The organism is Alphaproteobacteria bacterium (assembly GCA_016124955.1).
Classification (GTDB): Bacteria; Pseudomonadota; Alphaproteobacteria; order UBA9219; family RFNS01; genus RI-461.
The window spans coordinates 247370-262367 of record WGMR01000003.1; the positions used below are offsets into that span (position 1 = coordinate 247370).

Below are 14998 nucleotides of genomic sequence, written 5' to 3' on the forward strand. Positions count from 1 at the left end.
ATAATTATTATCATCTTGAGATTAAGACCCAGACCAAACGGATGCCCCTATGCATTATCTAACACGCCGCATCGCACGCAACATTCATATCGCCGCAGCCTTATACAACGTCGCCTACATCTACACGCCCATCCACGCTTGGTCATACGGGTTGGCCGTACTTCAGTATATCAGCTTTCCGCTCCTTATCGTCACGGGCTTGTACTTTATGAGCGCCAAAAGATTGGCAAAGAAACTGGCCACCAAAACGGCATAGCGCTTATACTGCATGCGTCTTACCTGCATCAAGGCAGACCGTGCGCCCACAGATTTTATACCCGCTTTTCGCCGCCATTAAAACGCTGCCCGGCATTGGCCTGCGGCTCGCGCCGCTGGTCGAAAAACTGTGCGGTCCGCATGTGGCCGATCTGTTGTGGCACGCGCCCGCGGGTCTGATCGACCGCACCTACCGCCCCACGATCGCGGCGGCGGAAGCCGGCAGGGTCGCCACGCTTGTCGTTACGGTCAAAAGCCATCGCAAGCCGCCGCAACCGCGCACGCCGGCCCGCGTTATTTGCGCCGACGATACCGGCGAAGTCGCGCTCACCTTTTTCCACGCGAAGGGCGATTGGCTTGAGCGCAACTACCCGGTTGGCAAAAAAATGGCCGTCAGCGGGCGGCTTGAACGGTTCCGTAATGAGCTGCAAATCAGCCACCCGGATTACGCCGTCCCCGCCGCGCAGATCGATAAAATCCCGCTGCTCGAACCCGTTTACCCGCTGAGCGAAGGGCTTTCGCTAAAGCTGATGCGCAAGCTGGCCGAAGGCGCGCTCGTGAAACTTCCGGCGCTGCCCGAATGGCTCGATGAAAATCACCTGAAGCGTGAAAAATGGCCGGACTGGAAAAGCGCCGTCACCCGGCTGCACCGGCCACAGCACCCGGATGATCTCGCGCTCACACAGCCTTGGCGCATGCGGTTGGCGTACGACGAATTGCTGGCAGATCAGCTCGCGCTTGCGGTGATCCGCGATCATCACCGCGCCATCAACGGGCGGGCATTGCAGGGCAACGGTGCGCTGGTTGTGAAGCTGGCCGAAAGCCTGCCCTACAAGCTTACGGGCGCGCAAAAACGCACCTGCAAGGAAATATCGAGCGATATGGCCGCCAAGGGACGCATGCTGCGCTTGCTGCAGGGCGATGTGGGCAGCGGCAAAACCGTGGTTGCACTTATGGCCATGCTGCAGGCGGTTGAGGCTGGCACACAAGCCGCCCTGCTCGCGCCCACCGAAATTCTGGCCAAGCAACATCATGACAATCTTCGCAAACTGCTCACACCGGTCGGGCTTGAAATAGGCCTGCTTGTCGGCAAGGGGCGCGGCAAGGATCGTGCGCCGGTTCTGGCCGGGCTTGCAAACGGCACACTCCCGCTTGTGGTGGGCACGCACGCGCTCATTCAGCAAGATGTCGCGTTCAAAGACCTCGGCCTCGCTGTAATCGACGAACAGCACCGCTTCGGGGTGCAGCAACGGCTCCAACTCGCAGACAAGGGCAAGGGCGTTGATATCCTGGCGATGACCGCGACGCCGATCCCGCGCACGCTGGCGCTGACCGCTTATGGCGACATGGATGTTTCCCGGCTCGATGAAAAACCGCCCGGCCGTCACCCTATCGATACGCGCACGATCGATATTCAACGACTGGAAGAAGTCATAGACGGTCTCAAGCGACAGATGAATGCGGGCGCGCAGGCTTATTGGGTTTGCCCGCTGGTCACGGGCAGCGAAAGCAGCGACCTTGCCGCCGCAACCGAGCGCGCCGAATTGCTTAAGGAAAAACTGGGGGCAACCAAGGTCGGGCTCGTGCACGGCCAGATGCCAACGGCGCAAAAAGATACGGTAATGGAAAAATTCGCGCGCGGCGAGATCGCCGTGCTCGCCGCCACCACGGTGATCGAGGTCGGCGTCGATGTGCCGAACGCCACGCTGATGGTGGTAGAACATGCTGAACGCTTCGGCCTTGCGCAGATGCACCAGCTACGCGGGCGCGTCGGGCGCGGCGCCGGGCAATCCACCTGCCTGCTTTTATATCAGGGCCCTTTGGGCGGAATGTCGCGGCAACGGCTCAAGCTTTTGCGCGAAACCGAAGATGGCTTCCGGATCGCCGAGGAGGATTTACGTTTGCGCGGCGCAGGCGAGCTGCTTGGTACACGCCAGAGCGGAACACCGGATTTCCGGCTCGCGGACCTCGGCGTGCACGGTGATTTGCTGCTCACCGCCCGCGATGACGCCAAGCTGATTTTATCGAAAGACCCGAATTTGATGTCGAAGCGCGGGCAGGCGCTGCGTACGCTGCTTTACCTGTTTAACAAGGATACGGCAGTGCGGCTGTTCCGCAGCTGATCAGAGCGAACCGGGCGCGAGCTTGACCTTAAGGCCATCCAGCTTGTCGTTAAAAACGATCTGGCAGGCAAGGCGCGAATCCTCGGTCACTTCGAATGCGCCGTCAAGCATGCCCACCTCTTCCTCGGTGCGCTCGGGAATCTTGTCTTTCCATTCCTGATCGACATAGACGTGGCAAGTCGCGCACGCGCACGAACCGCCGCACTGCGCAAGAATGGGGATGCCGCCTTCGCGGATGATCTCCATCACCGTCCAGTCGCCTGTGGCGGGCATCTCGTGTTCCTTGCCTTCCATATCGGTCACAAAAATACGCATGTCGATCACCTGGGTTGCCGTTCTTTCTTGTTGTTGATGTTATTCCGCAGCGTCCGCCACGCCCAGCTTGTTCTGCAGATCGCTGGAAGATGTCGTGTACTGGAAACGGTATTTGCGGTCCGGATGGACGTAGGCGAACGCCTTCTTCGCCATCAGCGCCGCTTCATGGAAACCGGAAAGAATAAGCTTCATCTTGCCCGGATAGCCGTTGATATCGCCGATGGCAAAGATCGTCGGGGTTGAACTTTCGAATGCCGCCGTATCCACGGGAATCAGGTTTTCATGCAGATTGAGGCCGAAGTTGGCAACCGGGCCGAGCTTCATGGTCAGGCCATAGAAAGCCAGCATGTTTTCGCACGGGTAAACGCTGGTTTCGCCCGCGTCGTTCTTCAGCGTCACCCCGCTAAGCTGCCCGCCTTCGCCTTCGAGCCCGAGGATTTGTGCGATCTTGAGCTGCATTTTGCCTTCGGCCACAAGCGCACGCATCTTGGAAACCGAATCCGGAGCGGCGCGGAAATCGTCGCGGCGATGGACAAGCGTAATGCTTTTCGCCAGCGGCTGCAGGTTCAAAACCCAATCGAGCGCGGAATCGCCGCCGCCCGCGATCAGCAAATCCTTGCCGCGGAACTGATCCATCTTGCGGACCGAATAGAAAACCGATTGACCCTCGTAAGCCTCGATACCCTTGATCGGCGGCTTCTTGGGAACAAAACTGCCGCCCCCGGCCGCAACCACAACGATGGGCGCTTCCAGCACGGTGCCGGCATCCGTCGTCAGGCGCCATTTGCCTTCCGGCGTCTTGCCCAGGCTCTCGGCCATCTGGCCGAAATGGAAAGTGGGGCCGAAGGGCTTGATCTGTTCCATCAGCCTGTCTGTCAGCTCCTGCCCCGTGCAAACCGGGATCGCGGGAATGTCGTAAATCGGCTTTTCCGGGTACAGCTCGGCGCACTGGCCGCCGGGGCGGTCAAGGATATCGACCAGATGGCACTTCATATCATTGAGGCCAAGCTCGAACACGGCAAAAAGGCCGACGGGGCCTGCGCCGATGATGATGACGTCAGTGGTAAGCGGTGTGTTTGTTTCAGTCATTCCGTTAACTTTTGCTGCTAAAGACCGCAGGTATTAGCCGGTTTACGGCCATACTTCAAGCCTGCGGCCCGGAGGTACGGCAAACCGCCCGCATCGCTTCAATTGGCCTAATTGCCAACTATTCCATACAGATACAAGCCTTCTCTTATTACACAGTTGATAGAAATCCCGCTAGGCCAGCCAGCATGCTTTGCTATATTCATGGCCGCAAGGGTGTGGATACATGAACCAGAAATCATTCGAAATCCTGATCGAGTTCAAGAAAGTCGGCAGGATCATGAAAGTGTCGGCCATTGATCCGGCCACAGGCACCGAGGTTTGCATCCAGGGCCCGGCCAGTGCCAGCAAAAAGCTTCTGCAGGAAACCGCCATCAAAAAGCTTATATATGTGATGAACAAGGAACGAAAAAAGTAGCCGCGTTCCCTTCCCGCCGCGTTCCCTTCCCGCCGCGTTCCCTTCCCCTTGTGACATTCATCACAGAATTTTCCAAACGCCTCGCTTAATTTGCCCGCATTTCCGGCTGAACACGCTCAGCCAAAATTTATATGGGCAATATATTCATGCAAAGTTTATGGCGCAGGGCCAGATCATATGTCACCGACCCCGGCATCGTATTTGCCGCCGCCAACATAGCAACCTTCGGACACGCCGCATTCTGGGGCCTTGGCACACTTAGCATCGCCATTCCCGCCCTCGCTGTGGCAACGCTGCTTGCCGGCATTGCGATCAAGGAACGTGCGCCGGGCAAAAATCACTATGCGCTCATGATCACGGGCGCGCTGATGCTTGCTACCGCAGGCCTTTTCGCTATGGCCATATTGGGCAATCCGCTTTTGCCCGCCGCCATCATGTTTAAACTGAAATGCGCGACATGGGCGGCTGCGTGGTTCGGCGGCGGCAATATTTTGCAGGGTCTGTCGGCTAGCGAAAAGTGCAAACCATTTTTTGCAAACCCCTACACCGCGGTTTTCAAGGGCGCCGCACAAGAAACCGGCGGCGTGCGCCGGGTAGCCATCGATTTCCCTATGCGTCTGCTTAGCTTCCCGCCACTTTGGTCAGCCATCGGCTTGCTTGGCACCGCACTCTTTTCAACCGGCAACATTATTATGGCCATGACAAGCCCCGCCGCGCTGGCCGGCATCACAATTCTTGCAACCTCAATTCTGCTGCAAGGATTCAACAGCGTGTTCAGCAGGGATTCGACGAAAAGCATCGGTTACGGCCGGGTGGGTTCCGCCGCCGGGTCATTGCTGCTTGCGGCCGATAACCTGCTGCGCTTCAACATCCCCGGCGTTATTCAGCATTTCGGGGCCTTCTGGGGCAACAGCATCATTGCCAAAAATATTCTCGTGCCAAAACGGCCGCCGTTGACACAAAAGGGGGAAGCGCCGAAAAACAAATTATAGTTTTCCTAAATCACACGACGTCATGGCTGCGTATCCCCAGATATCCCTTCTCGCCTCCTGGCCTGCCGAAAAGCAGGGGCAGTTTATCGGCAAACTGCAATCGATCGTTCTGACCGACGGCCAAAGCATCTTTGAAAATGGCGACAAGACCACGGATGTTTATTTTATCCTGCGCGGGGCAACAAAATCCGTGAATTACGGCCCGGACGGCAGCATGACCTATTTTCGCATACGCCACGTGGGGGATTGCTTCGGCTACTATTCCGCCATAAGCGGTGAGTCCCGCACGGCCACCATGCTGGCCGTAGGCGATACGGAGCTAGCGAAAATATCCGGGCCGGATTTCTTCAACCTTGTGTTGGAAAACCCGCCGATCGGCCGGATTTTTATGAAGCTGGTAGTGGGTTTACTGCGCACGGAAACCAGGCGCCTTACGAATCTCACAACATTGCCGGCCCGCCAGCGGATTGCCGCCGAACTTCTTACCCTGTCCGCAAACCAGAAAAGCCAAACCATAAATCTGCCCAGCCGCGTGGAATGGGCCGGTCATCTCGGCGTAACCCGTGAGACGCTTGCGCGCATCCTCAACGGCTTCGTTAAACAGGGGTTCGTAAAGATTGACGGAAACAAGGTTGCTATACTGAATACCGCCGGTCTGCAAACGACGCTGAACGAAGAAGACTGATTATTCTTTTTTCCGTCTCTGTCTTTTTGCCATATGCGCTTCATCAAGCATCGCGCGTATCCTGACCGCTGCATCGTCGATCGCGAGCGCGAGGCGCGTTATCCGCTCCGCCATACGAAGAAGGATTTCATCCTCCCCCGGCTTTTCGTATTTATAGTTTTCGATTGATTCCTGGCGCATGGCGTTTCCTTGTTGTCCGCCGCCAATACTCGCCTCCGGCGGTCAACAATGCCTGAATATTGCGCACACAGACGCATGAAATTCACGCAAGAAAAAACCCGGCGGGTACGCCGCCGGGTTTAATCGCGTTATGTTTTGCGCTTATTCTTGCGGCTGGGTTGCAGGTGCCGTTGGCTTGGCCGCGCGGGCTTTCTGCTGCGCTGTCGCCACGGCTTCCTGAGCCTTGTCGGTGATCGTCACGGCCCCTTCCTGCGCTTGCTGCTGCGCCTGTCCGGCTGCTTGCCCGCCTTGTTCGGCCGCTTCCGCAGCCTGCTCGGTGGCTTCTTCCGTTTGCGGCGCGGCTTCTTCGCGGGCGAGCTGCGGCGTTGCGATCGCCGCTGCAGCGGCTGAATTTTGCGCACTCGGTTTAAACGGCGTTGCTTGCTGGCCGGTCGCGGCGGCAAAGGCCGGAGCTGCAATCAGTGAAAGCGCGACGGCGAACATTGCTAGTCTGGTCATGGAATACTCCTGATGTGGGGAAAAAGAGCAGAAACGATATTTTAGCAATTGATGATATGATCAGCAATGCAGGAAGTATTAATAACGGAACTTTGTTGGTTATGCCAAAACCCGTGAACAAGCCTGACGATGTTGCAACGCGGCAAAAGCTCGCGTGCGATACCGCCACACAGCCGGATATGCTTCTTGTCCTCGCCGACGATGCCGATGCGTCGGTACGCAAGCATGTGGCGGAAAACCCGGCAGCGCCGGTCAAGGCGCAGGTTCTGCTCGCGCTCGACAAGGAAGAAAATGTGCGCACCGCGCTCGCGGCCCGCGCCGCAAGCCTCGTGCCCAAACTGGCGCAGGCCGGCATTACACATGCCGAAGCGCTGGCAACGCATGTGCTCGAACTGCTGGCAATCGATAAGGCATCCAACGTCCGCCAGGCGCTGGCGAGCAGCCTGAAGGATGTGGCGATGACCCCGGCACATGTTGCGCGCAAACTGGCGGAGGATATCGTGCGCGAAGTTGCACAGCCTATTTTACGTTATTGCCTTGCGCTATCGGATGACGATCTCGTTGCCATCATTGCCGGGCGGCCCGATGGCTGGCAGCAGGAAGAAATCGCACAGCGCCCCAAGCTTTCTGAAAAGGTCAGCGACGCGATCATCACCAACGGCAACGAAAAAGCCATCGTCACGCTGCTCGATAACAGCGGCGCCGTGATCTCCGAACCATCCCTGTCCCGCTTGGTCGAACAATCGGCCGGCAGCAAAACGTTGCAGGAACCATTGGCGCGGCGCCCGAAACTGCCGCCAAGGCTTGCGATGCGCATGGTGGAATTTGTCGAGGAAAACGTACTGCTCGCGCTCCGCCAGCGGCGCGATTACGATGCCGGCACGGCGCAGGATATCATCGAGGTCGTGCGCAGGCGCATTGGCTGGGTCGAAATGGCGAAGGAAGGCGAAAGCGGCAACACGCGTGCGCGGCGCATGTTTCTTGCAGGCGCGCTCGATGAAACGCAAATCAGCGACGGCATGTCATGGAACGAAGAGGAATTCGTGGTCGCCGGCCTTGCATGCCTTTCTGCCGTAAAGCCGGAAATCATCCGCGACATTTTCAAATCCCAAAGCCCGCGCGGCATCACGGCGCTGGCGTGGCGCGCCGGGCTCTCCATGCGTTGCGCCATTCAACTGCAATCGCGCATGGGCAACGTGCCCGCCAACAAGCTGCTGAACGCGCGCGGCGGCACGCAATACCCGCTGACCGAGGTTGAAATGATCTGGCAGCTCGAATTTTTCGGCGCCAAGGCTTAAGGCCCGCTTTCCCGCCAAACTTGCCTTTATGCCGTATTCGGGATAATCAACTGGCATCTGTTTTTCACAACGGAGTCTGCCATGTCGCGTCGTAAAATTGCCCTCGTCGGTGCCGGCCAGATCGGCGGCACGCTCGCCCTGCTTGCCGCGCAAAAGGAACTTGGTGATGTCGCGCTCGTTGATGTCGCCGAAGGTATCCCCGACGGCAAGGCGCTTGATCTCGCGCAGGCGGGCCCGGCGGAAACCTATAACGCTACGATAACCGGCGGCACCGATTACAGCCAGCTCAAGGGCGCGGATGTCGTGATCGTGACCGCGGGCGTGCCGCGCAAACCGGGCATGAGCCGCGACGATTTGATCGGCATCAACACCGGCATCATTAAATCGGTCGGCGAGAATATCAAAAAGCACGCGCCGAACGCATTCGTGATCGTCGTCACCAACCCGCTCGATGTCATGGTGTGGGTGATGCAGCAAGTGACCGGCTTTAATCCCAAAAAAGTTGTGGGTATGGCGGGCGTGCTTGATGGTTCGCGCTTCCGCACCTTCCTTGCGATGGAATTCAACGTGTCGGTCGAAGATGTGTATGCCTGCGTGCTTGGTGGCCACGGCGATACGATGGTGCCGATGGTGCGTTATTCCACAGTCGGCGGCATTCCGCTTCCCGATCTCGTGAAAATGGGCTGGACGACGCAAGAACGCATCGACAGCATCGTGCAGCGCACGCGCGACGGCGGCGCCGAAATCGTGAAGCTGCTCAAGACCGGCTCGGCCTTCTATGCCCCCGCGGCGTCGGCTATCGCCATGGCGGAAAGCTACCTGAAAGACCAGAAACGCATCCTGCCTTGCGCCGCGTTTCTCAGCGGCCAGTATGGCGTGAAGGATCTTTATGTCGGCGTGCCCGTGGTACTGGGCGCAGGCGGCGTTGAGAAGATTGTCGAAATGCAATTGAACGCCGACGAAAAGGCGATGTTCGATAAATCGGTCAAGGCCGTGACCGAATTGATGGATGCCGCGAAACCCATTCTCGCCAAGGCGGCCTAGCCGTTCTTCCGGAGTGCTGCTGATCGCACCAAAGGCAGATGGCAAGCCCAATGGTTTTAGGCCGGGTATAAAACCCCTCCCCTTGCCCTCCTTGCCAAAAGGGGCTACCAAAGTCCGGTTTTTCGGCGGTGCACAAAGCCGGGATTCGCTGCTCAATAACCAAGGTAAAACATGAATATTCATGAATATCAGGCCAAAAGCCTTATGAAGAAATTTGGCGTCACGGTGCCTGAAGGCATCGTCGCCTATACCGCCGCCGAAGCCGTCGATGCCGCCAAGAAACTGGCGTCCGAAACCGGCACCAAGGTGTGGGTGGTAAAATCCCAGATTCACGCAGGCGGCCGCGGCAAGGGCGGCGGCGTCAAAGTCGTCAAGACGCTGGATGAAGTGCAGACGGAAGCCAAGCGCATGATCGGCATGAAACTGATCACGCACCAGACCGGCCCCGAAGGGCAGGAGGTCAAGCGCGTCTATATTGAACAGGGTTGCGCGATCGCCCGCGAACTTTACCTCGGCATGCTGGTGGACCGCGCCACGAGCCGCATCACCGTCATGGCCTCAACCGAGGGCGGTATGGAGATCGAGGAGGTTGCGAAAACCCACCCTGAAAAAATCCTGAAGATCGCCATAGATCCCGTTTCCGGCCTTCAGCCATTCCATGCACGCAAGGTCGCATTCGGTCTCGGTTTGCAGGGCAAGCAGCTCAACAAGGCCGTTACCTTTATGCAAGCGATGTACAAGGCCTTCACCAGCCTCGATTGCTCGATCGTCGAAATCAACCCGCTGGTTATCAGCGCCGATGACGATGTCATCGCGCTGGATGCCAAGATGGTGTTCGATGACAACGCTCTCTTCCGTCACAAAAATGTGGAAGAAATGCGCGACGAGTCGGAAGAAGATCCGGCTGAGGTCGAAGCCAGCCGCCACGCGCTTAATTACGTCAAGCTCGATGGCAGCATCGGCTGCATGGTCAACGGCGCAGGCCTCGCGATGGCCACGATGGACATCATCAAGCTGTATGGCGGCGAACCCGCCAACTTCCTCGATGTCGGGGGCGGTGCAACCAAGGAACGCGTCACCGCGGCCTTCAAGATCATTTTGTCCGATAAAAACGTTGAAGGCATCCTCGTGAACATCTTCGGTGGCATCATGCGCTGCGACGTGATCGCGGAAGGCATCGTTGCCGCCGCGAAGGAAGTCAGCCTGCATGTGCCGCTGGTCGTGCGGCTTGAAGGCACCAACGTCGATCTCGGCAAAAAAATCCTCGCCGAATCCGGCCTTCCCATTGTTTCCGCCGACAACCTCGCCGATGCGGCTGAAAAAGCCGTGAAAGCCATCAAGAAGGAGGCTGCATAATGGCCGTCCTCGTCAACAAAAGCACCAAAGTCATCTGTCAGGGCTTCACAGGCTCGCAGGGCACTTTCCATTCCGAACAGGCGATCGCCTACGGCACCGGCATGGTCGGCGGCGTCACCCCTTCCAAGGGCGGCACCAAGCATCTCGATCTGCCCGTGTTCGATACCGTGGCGGAAGCCGTACATGTTACGGGCGCCAACGCGAGCGTAATCTACGTTCCGCCGCCCTTCGCGGCCGACGCAATTCTTGAAGCGGTGGATGCCGAAATCCCGCTGATCGTTTGCATCACGGAAGGCATCCCGGTAATCGATATGGTGACGGTCAAGCGCGCACTGACGGCATCCAAAAGCCGCCTGATCGGCCCGAACTGCCCCGGCGTCATCACCCCCGGCGAATGCAAGATCGGCATCATGCCCGGCCACATCCACAAGCGCGGCAAGATCGGTATCGTTTCCCGCTCCGGTACACTCACCTACGAAGCGGTGGCGCAAACCACGGCGGCGGGCCTTGGTCAATCGACCTGCATCGGTATCGGCGGCGATCCCGTCAACGGCACCAACTTCATCGACGCGCTGGAACTGTTCCTGGCGGACGATGAAACGCAGGGCATCATCATGATCGGTGAAATCGGCGGTAGCGCCGAAGAAGAAGCGGCTGAATTCTTCAAGCTCAGCAAGAAGAAGAAACCCATCGTCGGCTTTATCGCCGGCGTCACGGCGCCTCCGGGCCGCCGCATGGGCCATGCGGGCGCGATTATTTCAGGCGGCAAGGGCACGGCAGGCGATAAGATGGACGCCATGCGTTCCGCCGGCTTCAAGGTTGCCGATAGCCCCGCAGCGCTGGGCACGACCATGCAAAAGGCATTCGCGGCCTAAAATACCGCCTTATTCGCCAAACCCGTTCGCAGGTGCCGTCTTGCGGCGCACAAGCGATGTACCTTTCCACAGCCGTTCGCCCGGCGCGGGCGGCGTGTCCACATGGTATTCCCTGCCCATCATGGCTTGCCGGGCGGCGAAATACTGGCTGCTCCATTGTGAAAGTTCGCCGCTGTCGAAGCGATCAACAAAGCCCTCGCTGAAGCGCCTCTTGTATTCGGTATTCCCCAACACCCCGAGACCGTTCAATATTCTAAAGGTTGTGTTTGACAAGCCAAATCTGGTTGCAGCGGTTGTTTCCCTGGGTAGCGCGATCGCGCCCGTTCTTTTGCAGTATGCGCGCATTCCGTCGATGAAATGCGCGAGAACGTTTTCTTCCCCGGCACGTAATGTCGATAGATCAAGCACGGCAAAATCCCCGACCGGCGTGCTCCGTGGCCCAACATGCCCGAATTCTAGCGGCCTCAACTGGCCCGATGTTTGTGAGAAATGCGCGGTGGGCGCCAGTTTCTTGGCGGCAATGGTCACGCCCTGAACAACATCGCCTGCCCTGACCTTATTGCCAGAAAGGCCAGCCGCGGGAACGCTCCGCACCGAACCGCCATCCAGAATATCCTTATGCCCCGCAGAGGCTCGCGGCGTATCCATCAAATAAGGCATGCAAATTCGCTTTTTGGCTTGGTGTGAATTGCTGCGGCGCAACCGTACATGAGATGATATGTGTTTTAAAGCTATAATCAGCTAAAGGGCGGGCTTGGTTAACCAATTAAATCAAATAGATAGGGTGACAATTGAGTATAGCTTATTAATATTTTTTGCTAACCATTGACCCATAATTGCAGTATGTATTGTTTATCAACTCTTACCCCATCTCCCGTAGGCCGCTCGAAGCGTGCAGAAGGCATCCATGTCTCTCTACGAATCATCTTTCCTCACCGGCGCCAATGCCGATTTTATCGCCGATCTCTATGTCCGATATTTGCAAAACCCCGGCAGCGTCGATGCAAGCTGGGCCGCATTCTTTGCCGATCTGAAAGACGACCCGGCCTCCCTGAACAGCGAACGCCGCGGCGCATCATGGACCCCGGCAGCGCCGGTTGAAAAAACCGCCGCCAACGGTCAGGCGGCCGGCAACGGGCAAATCGTTGCCATGCCCACGACAGTACCAGTGCCGCAACAAGGCACAGGCGCACCCGAAGAAGTGCTGACCGCCACGCGCGACAGTGTTCGCGCCTTGATGATGGTGCGCGCCTATCGCATCATCGGCCATCTGCAGGCGAACCTCGATCCGCTCGGCATCATCCCGAAACCCTACGTCGCCGATCTTGATCCCGCGCATTACGGCTTCGGCGATGCCGATATGGACCGCCGCATCTTTATCGATGGCGTTCTTGGCCTGCAACACGCCACGCTACGGCAAATCCTGGATATCGTGCAGCGCACATATTCAGGCAATATCGGCGTTGAATTCATGCACATCCAGAGCCAGGAAGAAAAATACTGGATCCAGGAACGCACCGAAAACGTCAATTATAAGACCCGCTACAACAAGGACGACAAGCTGTTCTTGCTCCAGCGTCTTGTCGCTGCCGAAGGGTTCGAAAGATTCTGCCAGACAAAATTCGTCGGCACCAAGCGCTTCGGCGTCGAGGGCGGCGAAGCCATGATCGCCGCGCTCGAAATTATTTTACGCCGCGGCGCGCGCGAAGGGCTGAAGGAAGCCGTGTTCGGCATGGCGCATCGCGGCCGCCTCAATGTGCTTACCAACATTCTCGGCAAGCCCTTTACAACCATGTTCGCCGAATTCCAGGGCATGGCCGCCTATCCGGATAGCGTGATGGGCTCGGGCGACGTCAAATACCATCTCGGCACCTCGACCGACCGCGAATTTGATGGCCGCAGAGTCCATCTGACGCTGAACGCCAACCCATCCCACCTTGAATTCGTGAACCCCGTGGTGGTTGGCCGCGTGCGTGCCAAGCAACAGCAATATTCCGGGCAGGTTGATGTGCTGCCCGAAGCGCGCAACCAGGTTTGCGGCATCCTGATCCATGGCGATGCGGCTTTCGCCGGGCAAGGCGTTGTTCCGGAAACGCTGATGCTTTCGGAGCTAAAGGGCTACCGCACCGGCGGCACGATCCATTTCGTGATCAACAACCAGATCGGCTTTACCACCACGCCGCAATATTCCCGCTCGGGCGTTTATTGCACCGACGTCGCGAAAATGGTGCAAGCGCCGATTTTCCACGTGAACGGCGACGATGTCGAAGCCGTGGCGCATGTGTCGCGCCTCGCGATCGAATACCGCCAGAAATTCCATCACGACGTGGTGGTCGATATGGTTTGCTACCGCCGCCATGGCCATAACGAAAGCGACGAACCGGCATTCACGCAGCCGATCATGTACAGCGCGATCCGCCGGCACCCGACAACGCTGGAAATCTACATCAAGCAACTGCTCGATGAAGGCAGCTTTACGCAGGCAGAAATTGACGAAGTTACCGGCGCCTTCAATAAAAGAATGGAGGATGCTTACGAAAAATCGAAAGCCGTTGAGTTCAAGAAGGCCGATTGGCTTGAAGGCCAATGGTCCGGCCTGCAACAGGCTTCGGGGCAAGACCGCGAAGGCACCACGGCGGTTGATTTGGAAACGTTGCGCGAAACCGGGTTCGCCATCGCCACGCCGCGGGAAAAGGATTTCGCCGCAAACCCCAAAATCGTCAGGCAGCTCGAAGCCAAGCGGCAAATGATCGAAAACGGCGAAGGAATCGATTGGGCGACCGCCGAAGCGCTTGCCTTCGGCACACTGCTGCTTGAAAACACGCCTGTGCGGCTTTCGGGGCAGGATTGCGGCCGCGGCACCTTCTCGCAGCGCCATTCCGTGCTTTACGACCAGAATAACGAAGCGCGCTTCCAGCCGCTGAACAATATCCGGCCCGGCAAGCAGGCGATCTATGAAGTACACGATAGTCCGCTGTCGGAATGCGCCGTGCTCGGTTTCGATTACGGTTTTTCTCTGGCCGAACCGAACGCGCTCGTTTGCTGGGAAGGCCAGTTCGGCGATTTCGTGAACGGCGCACAGGTCATCATCGATCAATTCATCTGTTCGTCCGAAGCCAAGTGGCTACGCATGTCGGGCATCGTGCTTTTGTTGCCGCACGGCTATGAGGGCCAGGGGCCGGAACACAGCTCGGCCCGGCCCGAACGATTCCTGCAGATGAGCGCCGAGGATAACTGGCAGGTCGCGAACTGCAGCACGCCCGCAAATTATTTCCACGCGCTACGCCGGCAGATCCGCCGTAACTTCCGCAAGCCGCTGATTTTGATGACGCCGAAATCGCTGCTGCGCCATAAAATGTGCGTATCGAAGCTCGAAGACTTCGGGCCGGGCACCAGCTTCCAGCGCGCGATCCCGGAAACCGCGACCGACATGGCGCCCGATGCCAAGGTGCGCCGCGTCGTTCTGTGTTCAGGCAAGGTCTATTACGATTTGCTGCAGGCACGCGAGGAAAAACAGATCAAGGATGTTGCCATCCTGCGGCTCGAGCAGCTCTACCCCTTCCCCACCGATATTCTGGGCAAGGAACTGGCCCGCTACGCCAAGGCGGATGTCGTCTGGTGCCAGGAAGAACCGCGCAATCAGGGCGGCTGGACCTTCGCTGACCGCCTGATCGAAGATACGCTCAGCGGCATCAACCATAACACCCGCCGCCCGCTTTATGCCGGTCGTCCGGCATCGGCCGCGCCTGCCACGGGGGCGCTAAAGCGCCATACGCTGGAACAGGCAAAACTGATCGAGGATGCGCTGAACGGCTAAACCGCTGTGCCGTTTACAAAATGCCGTAATAGACGTAAAAGATTATGCAAATCAGG

At 58.0% G+C, this 14998-nt stretch carries 15 protein-coding genes; 10 read left to right on the top strand and 5 right to left on the bottom strand.

Going from position 1 to position 14998, the window contains the following annotated elements; genetic code table 11:
• Window positions 1-49 precede the first annotated feature (49 nt).
• Together GC131_02080 and recG are read left to right on the top strand one after the other, a co-directional pair.
• Entirely contained in the window at window positions 50-256 is a 207-nt protein-coding gene (locus GC131_02080; GenBank protein ID MBI1272857.1) for a hypothetical protein, read from the top strand.
• Between the two features lie 40 nt (window positions 257-296).
• The gene (gene recG / locus GC131_02085; protein ID MBI1272858.1) at window positions 297-2378 is read left to right on the top strand and encodes an ATP-dependent DNA helicase RecG; all 2082 of its coding nucleotides are present in this window, start codon (window positions 297-299) and stop codon (window positions 2376-2378) included.
• On the opposite strand, the gene GC131_02090 is transcribed toward recG, so the two are convergent.
• Window positions 2379-2693: a 2Fe-2S iron-sulfur cluster binding domain-containing protein gene (locus GC131_02090; GenBank protein MBI1272859.1), complete on the bottom strand. Its 315-nt coding sequence runs from the start codon at window positions 2691-2693 to the stop codon at window positions 2379-2381.
• Between the two features lie 39 nt (window positions 2694-2732).
• Window positions 2733-3782, bottom strand: a complete 1050-nt coding sequence (locus tag GC131_02095) for an NAD(P)-binding protein (protein MBI1272860.1) — start codon at window positions 3780-3782, stop codon at window positions 2733-2735.
• A 223-nt stretch (window positions 3783-4005) separates the two neighbouring features.
• On the opposite strand from GC131_02095, the gene GC131_02100 reads away from it, so the two are divergent.
• The 3 genes from GC131_02100 (at window position 4006) to GC131_02110 (ending at window position 5874) form a co-directional block, all read left to right on the top strand.
• The gene (locus tag GC131_02100) at window positions 4006-4197 is read left to right on the top strand and encodes a hypothetical protein (protein MBI1272861.1); all 192 of its coding nucleotides are present in this window, start codon (window positions 4006-4008) and stop codon (window positions 4195-4197) included.
• A gap of 146 nt (window positions 4198-4343) precedes the next feature.
• Window positions 4344-5189, top strand: coding sequence for a hypothetical protein (locus GC131_02105; protein MBI1272862.1), 846 nt, complete (start codon window positions 4344-4346; stop codon window positions 5187-5189).
• A 22-nt stretch (window positions 5190-5211) separates the two neighbouring features.
• Window positions 5212-5874 (top strand): cyclic nucleotide-binding domain-containing protein, encoded by a 663-nt coding sequence (locus GC131_02110; GenBank protein ID MBI1272863.1) that lies wholly within the window; start codon window positions 5212-5214, stop codon window positions 5872-5874.
• Here GC131_02110 and GC131_02115 read toward each other — a convergent pair whose 3' ends face one another.
• Window positions 5875-6054: a hypothetical protein gene (locus GC131_02115; GenBank protein MBI1272864.1), complete on the bottom strand. Its 180-nt coding sequence runs from the start codon at window positions 6052-6054 to the stop codon at window positions 5875-5877.
• A gap of 141 nt (window positions 6055-6195) precedes the next feature.
• The gene (locus GC131_02120) at window positions 6196-6552 is read right to left on the bottom strand and encodes a hypothetical protein (GenBank protein MBI1272865.1); all 357 of its coding nucleotides are present in this window, start codon (window positions 6550-6552) and stop codon (window positions 6196-6198) included.
• Between the two features lie 56 nt (window positions 6553-6608).
• On the opposite strand from GC131_02120, the gene GC131_02125 reads away from it, so the two are divergent.
• The 4 genes from GC131_02125 to sucD all read left to right on the top strand — a co-directional run bounded on the left by GC131_02125 (window position 6609) and on the right by sucD (window position 11125).
• Window positions 6609-7850 carry a DUF2336 domain-containing protein gene (locus GC131_02125; GenBank protein MBI1272866.1) on the top strand — a complete coding sequence of 414 codons (1242 nt, stop codon included), beginning with the start codon at window positions 6609-6611 and terminating at the stop codon, window positions 7848-7850.
• An 81-nt stretch (window positions 7851-7931) separates the two neighbouring features.
• Window positions 7932-8894, top strand: coding sequence for a malate dehydrogenase (gene mdh, locus GC131_02130; GenBank protein MBI1272867.1), 963 nt, complete (start codon window positions 7932-7934; stop codon window positions 8892-8894).
• 171 nt (window positions 8895-9065) lie between these two features.
• Complete coding sequence (sucC, locus tag GC131_02135; protein ID MBI1272868.1) at window positions 9066-10250, top strand: ADP-forming succinate--CoA ligase subunit beta; 1185 nt, start codon at window positions 9066-9068, stop codon at window positions 10248-10250.
• A complete protein-coding gene (gene sucD / locus GC131_02140) occupies window positions 10250-11125 on the top strand; it encodes a succinate--CoA ligase subunit alpha (GenBank protein MBI1272869.1) in 876 nt (291 codons plus the stop codon). Before sucC ends, sucD begins: the two co-directional genes overlap by 1 nt.
• Before the next feature lie 9 nt (window positions 11126-11134).
• On the opposite strand, the gene GC131_02145 is transcribed toward sucD, so the two are convergent.
• Window positions 11135-11785 carry a hypothetical protein gene (locus GC131_02145; GenBank protein ID MBI1272870.1) on the bottom strand — a complete coding sequence of 217 codons (651 nt, stop codon included), beginning with the start codon at window positions 11783-11785 and terminating at the stop codon, window positions 11135-11137.
• A gap of 247 nt (window positions 11786-12032) precedes the next feature.
• On the opposite strand from GC131_02145, the gene GC131_02150 reads away from it, so the two are divergent.
• Window positions 12033-14942 carry a 2-oxoglutarate dehydrogenase E1 component gene (locus GC131_02150; protein MBI1272871.1) on the top strand — a complete coding sequence of 970 codons (2910 nt, stop codon included), beginning with the start codon at window positions 12033-12035 and terminating at the stop codon, window positions 14940-14942.
• Window positions 14943-14998: the final 56 nt, after the last annotated feature.

Excerpts from the sequence above, each read along its gene's own strand:
- sucC (MBI1272868.1), top strand. The coding sequence starts at position 9,066 with ATGAATATTCATGAATATCAGGCCAAAAGCCTTATGAAGAAATTTGGC.
- GC131_02080 (MBI1272857.1), top strand. The coding sequence starts at position 50 with ATGCATTATCTAACACGCCGCATCGCACGCAACATTCATATCGCCGCA.
- GC131_02150 (MBI1272871.1), top strand. The coding sequence starts at position 12,033 with ATGTCTCTCTACGAATCATCTTTCCTCACCGGCGCCAATGCCGATTTT.
- GC131_02095 (MBI1272860.1), bottom strand. The coding sequence starts at position 3,782 with ATGACTGAAACAAACACACCGCTTACCACTGACGTCATCATCATCGGC.
- GC131_02100 (MBI1272861.1), top strand. The coding sequence starts at position 4,006 with ATGAACCAGAAATCATTCGAAATCCTGATCGAGTTCAAGAAAGTCGGC.
- GC131_02120 (MBI1272865.1), bottom strand. The coding sequence starts at position 6,552 with ATGACCAGACTAGCAATGTTCGCCGTCGCGCTTTCACTGATTGCAGCT.
- sucD (MBI1272869.1), top strand. The coding sequence starts at position 10,250 with ATGGCCGTCCTCGTCAACAAAAGCACCAAAGTCATCTGTCAGGGCTTC.
- GC131_02115 (MBI1272864.1), bottom strand. The coding sequence starts at position 6,054 with ATGCGCCAGGAATCAATCGAAAACTATAAATACGAAAAGCCGGGGGAG.
- GC131_02090 (MBI1272859.1), bottom strand. The coding sequence starts at position 2,693 with ATGCGTATTTTTGTGACCGATATGGAAGGCAAGGAACACGAGATGCCC.
- mdh (MBI1272867.1), top strand. The coding sequence starts at position 7,932 with ATGTCGCGTCGTAAAATTGCCCTCGTCGGTGCCGGCCAGATCGGCGGC.
- GC131_02145 (MBI1272870.1), bottom strand. The coding sequence starts at position 11,785 with ATGCCTTATTTGATGGATACGCCGCGAGCCTCTGCGGGGCATAAGGAT.
- GC131_02110 (MBI1272863.1), top strand. The coding sequence starts at position 5,212 with ATGGCTGCGTATCCCCAGATATCCCTTCTCGCCTCCTGGCCTGCCGAA.
- GC131_02125 (MBI1272866.1), top strand. The coding sequence starts at position 6,609 with ATGATCAGCAATGCAGGAAGTATTAATAACGGAACTTTGTTGGTTATG.
- GC131_02105 (MBI1272862.1), top strand. The coding sequence starts at position 4,344 with ATGCAAAGTTTATGGCGCAGGGCCAGATCATATGTCACCGACCCCGGC.